An 8,697-nucleotide genomic window follows, 5' to 3' on the forward strand; every position below is an offset into this window, starting at 1 on the left:
TCCGCAATGCGATGGAGGTGCTCCACGTAGGGGAGGAAGAAGGATGCGAGTCGGCCTGTTACGAGTGCCTCCTGACCTTCTACAACCAGCGCGACCACGAAGTCTTGGATCGGAAGCTCATCCTCCCGTTTCTCAAGCGCCTGGAGAGTTTGGAGATTGAGGCCGAGAGCGAGGACCGATCGGCCCAGCTGGAAGACCTGCGCGAACAGTGCCAGTCGGACTTCGAGCGTGAGGTGCTCGGCGCGATTGCGAGCCGGGACCTCCCGCTCCCAGACGAGGCCCAGAAGACGCTCTACGACGACGGAGCCCCAATTGCCGAGGCCGACTTCTACTACGAGCCCAAGGTCGCTGTCTTCGTTGACGGATCGCCGCACTACAAGGACTACGTGCAAGCGGCCGATCAGAAGAAACGCCGCCGGTTGAAGAGAGCCGGATTCCGGATTGAGGTCATCACCTCCGCCGACGACTTGGCCTCGTTGGAGCGTAAGGTGTCGTAAGATTCAAAAACGTGCAGCCTCGATCTGCCATTACCCGCACCACTCGGAGACGGACTCTAATTTGACAGTTCGAGTGGCCTCATCCCAGCGTGTCATTTGATTGAGCCCATGAGCACGTCCAGCAACCCTGGTCATTCGGACTGCGAAGGGACTCGCTTCGAGACGGGTTTGCGAACGTGTCATAGCGTGGGGAATATCTTCCCCATATATTCCCCACAGATCTGCAAAACCCTGCATTATCTTGCAAATCGGGGCACAGCAACGACAGGAGACAGAAAAAGAAATGGACCTGCCGAAACCCCTCTCAACGGCTTAGAAGCCCGATTTTTATCGATTGAGGGCCTGTGCCCGCGGAGGGACTCGAACCCTCACGTCCTCTCGGACAACGGATTTTGAATCCGTCGCGTCTGCCAAATTCCGCCACGCGGGCAAGAACCGAGTGGAGCGTTCGGGACTACGGTGTCGGGGTGGAAAACTGGGGAGGATGGTGGTTTCGGTTCGCCGATGGGCTCAATTCGTAGGCCCGCGGTCAGGTTCCGATAACTCGCAGGCGGAACGGATCGGGCAGTGGAGGAGGAGCGCCGCCTGCGGCTTCGTCCGTGGAGGCCCCACCACGTGCGGTGCCCTCTCTGTCACCATGTCCGACGAGCCCGTCGTCGGCACGGAGTGAAGGATTCCGTAGGCGAACACGCGTTTCCGCGGCCGAGGCGGCGGCCCAAGCCCACGAGTATGGGGAGACGTACGTCCTCGAGTGGCGGCCCGGCACAGGGAGGGAAGTGGGGAAAATCGGGCAGGCCCTGCGGGAATGGCGGGCGTCTTTCTAAAAGAACGCCGCCCGGACTCCTCACTCAGCGGGAGTCGGCCGCGGCGGCGTAGCGCTGGTGGAAGCGGATGATGGCCTCGATGCCCTGGCGGAAGCGGTCGAGTCCAAAGTGCTCGTTGGGCGAGTGGATGGCGTCAGAGTCGAGCCCGAAGCCCATAAGAACGCTGTCGAGGCCGAGGTGCCGCTGAAAGTCGGCCACCACCGGGATGGTGCCCCCGTTGCGCACGAAGACGGGTTCGGTGCCTCGCACTTCCTGCATCGCCGCTTTGGCCGCCTGCATAGGCGGGATCGAAGGGTCGACGAGCACTGGGTCGCCCCCGTGGAGGCGCCGCATCGTGACGGACACTGTATTGGGGGCCTCGGCCTGGAGGTGCGCCTCCAGCTTGTCGTAGATGTCGTCGACCGACTGCTCGGGAACGAGACGCATCGAGAGCTTGGCGTGGGCCTCCGACGGGAGCACCGTCTTGGCACCCTCGCCGGTGTAGCCGCCCCAGAGGCCGTTTACGTCAAGCGTAGGCCGGGCCGTGAGGCTCTCGAAGGTCGTGTAGCCGGCTTCCGTCCGCACGTCGTCGATGCCGATGGCCTCCATCCAGGCCTCCTCGTCGAAGGGAAGCTCGGCGTAGGCCTCGCGTTCCGTCTCGGTCAGATCACGCACGTCGTCGTAAAAGCCCGGGATGGTGATCCGGTGGTCCGCGTCGTGCAGGCCCGCGAGGAGGCGGCTCAGTACATTGGCCGGGTTGTCCACGGCGCCGCCGTAGTTGCCGGAGTGGAGGTCCCGATTGGGGCCTTCGACGGTGATTTCGGCGTAGGCCAGTCCGCGCAGCCCGTACGTGATGGAGGGAATCTCCGGCGAAAACATGGCCGTGTCGGAGATCAGGGCCACGTCACCGTCGAGCCGGTCTCCGTTTTCCTGGATGTAGGACTCGATCGCCATGGAACCGGTCTCTTCCTCGCCCTCGATCACGTACTTGAGGTTGACCGGCAGCTCGCCCTCCCCCGACAGGTACGCCTGGGCGGCTTTGACCTGCATGAACATCTGACCCTTATCGTCGCAGGCCCCGCGGGCATAGATGGACCCGTTGTGGTGCGTCGGCTCGAACGGCGCTGTGTCCCACTCCTCAAGCGGATCGGGCGGCTGCACGTCGTAGTGGCCGTACACGACCACGGTGGGCTTGGCGGGATCGGTCACGTGCTCACCGTACACGATGGGATGCCCATCGGTGTCCAGGATCTCCGTGTGCTGCAGCCCAATCGCGTCGAGGTGGTCGGCCAACCACGTCGCGGCGCGCTGCACGTCGTCGGCGTAGGCGGAGTCGGTACTGACCGACGGGATGCTCAGGAGGTCTTCCAGCTCGTCGACGAACGTGTCATGGTGGCTCTGGGCGTAGGAAAGGGCAGCGTCCATGCTGAGGAAGAGGGGCGGGTGTCAGATCTCGAATGTCGAGCGCCCGGAGGGCGGAGACAACGGCCCGGACGCCTGCAGGAAACTACCCTTGATGATACGGCGAAGCCGGGGCAATTCCCAAACCGCTCCGGGGGAGGGCTCACAAATTACACATTCGGGGCTTTCCGGGAAGTGTGCGCGCTCCGGGCCCGGCCTGTGGGGTCGGGGACGCCAGGACATCTCTACGACGCCGGCTTGCGGGCGTGGAGGAGAAGACGTGGGCTGCTCGGGGTGTGAGGGGCCCCGTCGTAGGACCCGAAGGTCTGGACGGGCTCGAGTCCGACAGTCCGATACAGGGCCTCCAGGTCGGAGCGGGTGTAGAGGCGCACGCTTTCGCAATAGGTTTCAGTCGTGTCGTTGCGCTCGATGGTAATTTCTTTGTTGATGCGGCCGTCCTCAATCCACCGGCGCTGGTGAATGGTCGTGCCGCCTTGGGTCTCCGTGTCGGTGGGCACGAGCGACGCCTCCACCTGCGGGGCGTTGAGGAAGTCCTGGAAGAACCAGCCTCCAGGGCGGAGGGCCGTGGCCATGGCCGCGAGGGCCTGCTTGTTTTCATCGTCCGACTCGAAGTAGCCGAACGACGTAAAGAGGTTGACGACGCCGTCCGCGCAGGCCTCACAGACCGGCTCGCGCATGTCTCCCGTCCGGAAGGAGAGCCGGTCGGTGAGCACCTCGGCCTCTGCCTGGGTCCGGGCCTCCTCGATGGACGCCGGCGAGAGGTCGATCCCCGTTACGCTGTACCCGCGCCGGGCGAGGAGGCGGGCGTGCCGGCCGCGCCCGCACCCGATGTCCAGAACGTGGGCCGTCGGGGACGGCTCGACGGTCTCTTCAATGAGGGCAACGAGGCGGCGGGCATCGGCCTCGTCCCGATGGTCGTAGACGAGCGTGTAGGCGTCGCTCCCAAACCAGTCTTCGTACCAGGACATGCCGGCAGGGAGGGGACGAGAAAAGGGAGTGGGGAACAGGAGCAGGCCTGCTTCTGGCGGAAGGTCCCAGGCTGCCCGAAACCGCCATGCGGCCAGCAGGGCACGCGTCAGGAGCTGGCGCGCTATTCGTCCTCTAGGGCCTCTTCGAAGGGGGCAATGGCGTCCTCGACGGGTCGGGCGTCGGGGTACCAGCTGACGATCTTCCGAATGATATCGTCGAGGAGCGCGTCGGGGCAGGAGGCGCCCGACGTCAGCAGCACGTCGACCGGCGTGTCGTCGGCCGGGAACCAGCTCTCCGTGGTCACCTCTCGCTGCTCGTGCACGTCGAAGTGCTGGATCTCCGACGGGGCATCGAACTCGCTGGCGTCGCGGATGAAGTAAGTCGGCATGTGCTCCTCGCAGAGCTCCACGAGGTGGCTCGTGTTCGACGAGTTGTAACCCCCCACGACGATGCCGAGGTCGGCCCCGTCCTCGATGAGGGTCTTCGTGGCGTTCTGGTTCTCGTTGGTGGCGTAGCAGAGGGTATCGCTCGTGTCGGCAAAATGCTCCTGCACGTCCGCCTCGCCGTAGCGGTCGATGAGGGCCTCGCGCATGAGGTCGGCAATCGCGGCCGTTTCCTCAGCCAGCATGGTGGTCTGGTTCACCACGCCGAGCCGTCGCAGGTCCTCCTCCGGATCGAAGCCCTCCGAGTACTTGTCGTCGAAGTAGTCGTAGAAGAACTCGGCGTCCTTCTCCCCCCGGACCACCGCGGCGAGCTGCTCGGCCTCCTCCATGTCGCGCACGATGACCACCGGCCCTTCCTCCTTCGCGTGGGAGAAAGTGGCCCGCGTTTCCTCGTGGTAGCGCTTGCCGTGAACGACGATCGAGTAGTCGTCGTCCCCAATCTGGGAGCTCTTGCGCCACACCTTCTCGACGAACGGGCAGGTCGTGTCGTAGGACGCCGTGTCGACGCCGATCTCCTCGAGCTTCTGCTCCACCTCCAGCGTAGTGCCGAAGGCGGGGATGAGGACCACGTCGTCGGGCGTCAGCTCGTCGAACGGGATAAGCTGCTCGCCTTTCGTGGTGCGCAGAAACTGGATGCCCCGGTCCCGCAGATCCTCGTTCACGTGTGGGTTGTGGATCATCTCTGAGAGAAGAAAGATCCGCTTGTCCGGATTTTCCTCCAGCGCCTCGTATGCAATTTCGATGGCCTGCTCTACGCCAAAACAAAAGCCGAAGTGGCGGGCGATCTTGAAGCGCACCGGGCCAAAGTCGATGACAGAGGGCGACAGGTCCTTCTTGCGCGGATCTTGGGCCTTGCGGGCGTCCTGCACCGTCGAGATGATCGGGCTCTCGTAGAACGTGGGGACGTCAAACTGGCGCATAGGCGGACTGGGGAGCATGCACGGGAAAGCGGATTCCGTCGGGTCGTACGGGAGGGGGGCGCCGATGATTCGGGCCCGGCGCCGGTGACCTGTGCGCGGCGGAGCGCTCGCAGGGAGGAGGCGAGCCCGGAGAGGTTGGTCCACCGCAGAACCTTCCGAAGCAGGATCGGTAGGGCCTCCTACTTTCGTCCATGCCTTTCAGTCTTCAGTCCCCTGCGTCCCATGATCGACGCATTCAAGTCCGCGGCCGCCGACGTGTACGATGAGGTCGTCGATCTCCGTCGAACCTTTCACCGCCATCCGGAACTGTCGGGCGAGGAGCACGAGACAGCCCGGCGCGTGGCGGAGACGCTCGAGACGCTCGGCCTCGACGCACGCAGGGGCGTCTACGAGACAGGCGTGGTCGGGACACTGGACGGGGGCGAGCCGGGCCCCACGCTGCTGTTGCGGGCAGACATGGACGCCCTGCCGATTCGGGAGGAAACGGGGCTCGACTTTGCCTCGGAGAACGAAGGCGTCATGCACGCCTGTGGCCACGACCTTCACACCTCGTCCCTGCTGGGCACCGCCATGATTCTGTCGCGTCACCAAGACGCGGTGCACGGGCAGGTCCGATTTTGCTTTCAGCCCCATGAGGAGCGAATTCCCGGGGGGGCCAAGTTCATGATCGAGGACGGAGTGCTCGACGCAACCAACGGCGTCCCGGCCCCCGAGGCTGTCTTCGGGCAGCACGTCAAGCCCGACCTGCCGGCCGGCACCATCGGCGTCCGGCCCGGCTGGTTCATGGCCTCGGCCGATGAGGTGTACGCGACCGTGACCGGGGAGGGCGGGCATGCGGCCAGCCCCCACGAGGTGGCGGCGGACGCAACGTACGTGGCCAGTCAGATCGTCGTCGCCCTTCAATCCCTCGTCAGCCGCCAGTGTCCGCCGGACGTGTCGTCGGTGTTCACCATTGGGCGCCTCATCGCGGACGGGGCCCCAAACGTGATTCCCAGTTCGGCCCGTCTGGAGGGCACCTTCCGGGCAATGGATGAGGACTGGCGCTACCGGGCGCACGACCTCTTCCGGCGTGTCGTCGAGAACACGGCCGCGGCGCACGGGGCCAGTGCCGAGGTGGAGGTTCGGGAAGGCTACCCGGCCCTCTACAACCACGAGGGGCCCACCAGGTTTGTGGAAGAGGCCGCTACCGAGTACGTGGGGCCGGAGCAGACTGTAGAGGCCGACCCGTGGTTTGCGGGGGAGGACTTCGCGTTCTTCTTACAGGAGTGTCCGGGCACCTTTTACCAACTCGGCGTGGGAAGCGAGCACGGCCTGCACACGTCGCGGGTCGCGCCCGACGAGGAAGCGCTCCGCACGAGTACTGGCTTTATGGCCTACTTGGCGTGGCGGTATGGCCGGGAGCAGGCGCAGGACCGGTAGGAGGACGAACAGGCCTGCCCGGGGAGGCGACGGGAGGAGGGCCGGGCGCTGCCCACTGGCGACCCCGGAATGGTCTCATCCAGGCCGCGTCCCAGGGACCGCTGCGGGGGGCGGGCAGTGGAGGGCAGATCAGTATTCGACGCGATCTTCGTAGTCGAGCCACGCCTCGAACGGGCGCTGAGCGGCGTCGCGGAGGTGCTGCGTCATCGGCACCCGCCGGTCGGGGGGCGGCGCACAAAGCTCCTCGTAGATGTGATCGTCGTCGAACCCGGCCGCGGCGGCGTCCTCCCGGGTGGCGGCGTAGTACACCTGGTCGAGCCGGGCCCAGTAGATGGCGCCCAGGCACATGGGGCACGGCTCGCAGGTGGCGTGGAGCGTGCAGCCGTCGAGGCGAAAGTCGTCCTGCGCGTCGCAGGCCTGCCGAATAGCCACGATCTCGGCGTGGGCCGTCGGGTCGGAAGCCGTCGTGACCCGGTTGGTGCCCTGTGCGATGACCGTGCCGTCCTGCACGACGAGGGCCGCGAACGGGCCCCCTCGTCCCGTCTTCACGTTTTCGACCGCGAGATCGATCGCGTCCTGCAGGTGGGTGGAGGGATCCGGGCTGGACATGAAGAAAATGCAGGGGAAAGGGAGAGAGCTGACCGTCCTGTCCCAAAGGAGCACGCATCGTGACGTTCCTCCCTCTCCGCCTCTCCCGCGTAGAGGGACGGTCTCCCGTGAGCTCGCCACGACCCCAGACGGGGCAATAGTAGCCGTCTACGGGTTCGTGCGTCGAGGAACTGCGGGATCCGGGCGCACCGCGGTTGCCTCGGGCCGGAGGCGTCGCGGAATCTTCTGCGGATGGGATCCGGTTGGCCCACGCAGACCTTTGCGTTTCGCTTTCTGTCTCGCGTACGCTGAGCCCCTCATGGACTTAACGACAGCCGTTCCGGTCGCCGACCGGGCCGCCGCTCTCGAGCAGAGCGACATCCGTTCCGTCACCCGGCGGGTCGAGGAGGTCGGCGGGATCAATCTGGGGCAGGGGGTTTGCGACCTCCCCACGCCGCAGCCCATCCGGGACCGGGCCCACCGGGCCATCCGCAACGACGAGTCGATCTACTCCCACTACGCGGGCATCGAGCCCCTGCGGCGGGCCATCCTGGAGAAGGAGCGAACGTACAACGACCTTCCCGCCACGTCTCCGGAGGAGGTTGTGGTGGGCGTTGGGTCCACCGGCGCCTTCGTGGCGGCCGCGTTCACCCTGCTGGAGGCGGGCGACGACGTCATTCTCTTCGAGCCGTTCTACGGCTACCACCGCAACATTCTCGAGCTCACGGGCGCCACCATCCACTACGTCCCGCTCGGCGGTCCCGAATCGACCTTCGACCCGGCGGTTGTGGAGGAGGCCGTCGGTCCCGCGACGAAGGCGGTCGTCGTGAATACGCCGGCAAACCCAAGCGGCAAGGTGTGGAGCCGCGGCGAGCTAAACGCCCTGCTCGACCTGATGAAGCGGCATGACCTCGTGGCCCTCACGGACGAGATCTACGAGTACATGCTCTACGACGACCACGACCACGTGTCGCTGGCGAGCCTGCCGGGGGCCTACGAGCGAACGATCACGCTCTCGGGCTTCTCGAAGGCCTACAACGTGACGGGCTGGCGCCTCGGGTACGGCGTGGCCCCTCCGCCGATCGCCGAGAAAATGGGGCTGATGAACGACCTGCTCTACATCTGCGCCCCGCGCCCGCTCCAGCACGCGGCCCTGGCGGCGTTCGAGGACCTCGACGAGGGTTACGTCTCTCAGCTGCAGGCGGACTACGCGACACGGCGGACGCTCATGTGTGAGACGCTCGAAGAGATCGGGTTCGATGTGCCCTGGCCGGACGGGGCCTACTACGTCCTGGCGAGCTTCGAGGACCTGGCTGCCGTGCGGGCGGGCTTCGCGGACGACGCCGCGGCGTGCACAACGCTCATCGAGGAGGCAAAGATCGGAAGCGTCACCGGGCGGTCCTTCTACGAAGACCCGGCGGACGGACGGTACCAGCTGCGATTCTGCTTCGCGAAAGAGATCCCGGTCCTTGAGCAGGCCTGCGAGCAGCTGCGTGCGGCGTTTGGATGAGGGGGGAGGCGTGACACGTGATGCGTGAGGAGTGAGGCGTGAGGAGTGAGGCGTGAAATGGGAAGCTCGAGGGGAAGTGCAGGAGGTACGGCAAGGTGCGCTTCACGAGTCACGCATCACGCTCGG

7 protein-coding genes and 1 tRNA gene are annotated in these 8,697 nt (G+C 65.6%); 3 read left to right on the forward strand and 5 right to left on the reverse strand.

Annotated elements, in window-relative coordinates:
- Window positions 1–497 (forward strand): hypothetical protein (locus ABEL04_RS11240; protein ID WP_375802489.1); only part of this gene is annotated, 497 nt, incomplete at its 5' end.
- Window positions 498–842: 345 nt separating this feature from the next.
- Here ABEL04_RS11240 and ABEL04_RS11245 read toward each other — a convergent pair.
- The 4 genes from ABEL04_RS11245 to ABEL04_RS11260 all read right to left on the reverse strand — a co-directional run bounded on the left by ABEL04_RS11245 (window position 843) and on the right by ABEL04_RS11260 (window position 5,054).
- Window positions 843–927: transfer RNA gene (locus ABEL04_RS11245), tRNA-Leu, on the reverse strand.
- 418 nt (window positions 928–1,345) lie between these two features.
- Window positions 1,346–2,725, reverse strand: a complete 1,380-nt coding sequence (locus ABEL04_RS11250; protein WP_375802490.1) for a dipeptidase — start codon at window positions 2,723–2,725, stop codon at window positions 1,346–1,348.
- A 221-nt stretch (window positions 2,726–2,946) separates the two neighbouring features.
- Entirely contained in the window at window positions 2,947–3,690 is a 744-nt protein-coding gene (locus tag ABEL04_RS11255; protein WP_375802491.1) for an SAM-dependent methyltransferase, read from the reverse strand.
- A 122-nt stretch (window positions 3,691–3,812) separates the two neighbouring features.
- The gene (locus ABEL04_RS11260; protein WP_375802492.1) at window positions 3,813–5,054 is read right to left on the reverse strand and encodes a 4-hydroxy-3-methylbut-2-enyl diphosphate reductase; all 1,242 of its coding nucleotides are present in this window, start codon (window positions 5,052–5,054) and stop codon (window positions 3,813–3,815) included.
- Between the two features lie 222 nt (window positions 5,055–5,276).
- On the opposite strand from ABEL04_RS11260, the gene ABEL04_RS11265 reads away from it, so the two are divergent.
- Entirely contained in the window at window positions 5,277–6,473 is a 1,197-nt protein-coding gene (locus ABEL04_RS11265) for a M20 family metallopeptidase (RefSeq protein WP_375802493.1), read from the forward strand.
- A 129-nt stretch (window positions 6,474–6,602) separates the two neighbouring features.
- On the opposite strand, the gene ABEL04_RS11270 is transcribed toward ABEL04_RS11265, so the two are convergent.
- Window positions 6,603–7,082 (reverse strand): nucleoside deaminase, encoded by a 480-nt coding sequence (locus ABEL04_RS11270; RefSeq protein ID WP_375802494.1) that lies wholly within the window; start codon window positions 7,080–7,082, stop codon window positions 6,603–6,605.
- A 298-nt stretch (window positions 7,083–7,380) separates the two neighbouring features.
- On the opposite strand from ABEL04_RS11270, the gene ABEL04_RS11275 reads away from it, so the two are divergent.
- Window positions 7,381–8,571, forward strand: coding sequence for a pyridoxal phosphate-dependent aminotransferase (locus tag ABEL04_RS11275; protein ID WP_375802495.1), 1,191 nt, complete (start codon window positions 7,381–7,383; stop codon window positions 8,569–8,571).
- Window positions 8,572–8,697 lie beyond the last annotated feature (126 nt).

Source organism: Salinibacter sp., assembly GCF_042218895.1.
Classification (GTDB): domain Bacteria; phylum Bacteroidota; class Rhodothermia; order Rhodothermales; family Salinibacteraceae; genus Salinibacter.

Coding starts and splice junctions, on each gene's coding strand:
- ABEL04_RS11250 (WP_375802490.1), bottom strand. CDS start 2,725: ATGGACGCTGCCCTTTCCTACGCCCAGAGCCACCATGACACGTTCGTC.
- ABEL04_RS11255 (WP_375802491.1), bottom strand. CDS start 3,690: ATGTCCTGGTACGAAGACTGGTTTGGGAGCGACGCCTACACGCTCGTC.
- ABEL04_RS11260 (WP_375802492.1), bottom strand. CDS start 5,054: ATGCGCCAGTTTGACGTCCCCACGTTCTACGAGAGCCCGATCATCTCG.
- ABEL04_RS11265 (WP_375802493.1), top strand. CDS start 5,277: ATGATCGACGCATTCAAGTCCGCGGCCGCCGACGTGTACGATGAGGTC.
- ABEL04_RS11270 (WP_375802494.1), bottom strand. CDS start 7,082: ATGTCCAGCCCGGATCCCTCCACCCACCTGCAGGACGCGATCGATCTC.
- ABEL04_RS11275 (WP_375802495.1), top strand. CDS start 7,381: ATGGACTTAACGACAGCCGTTCCGGTCGCCGACCGGGCCGCCGCTCTC.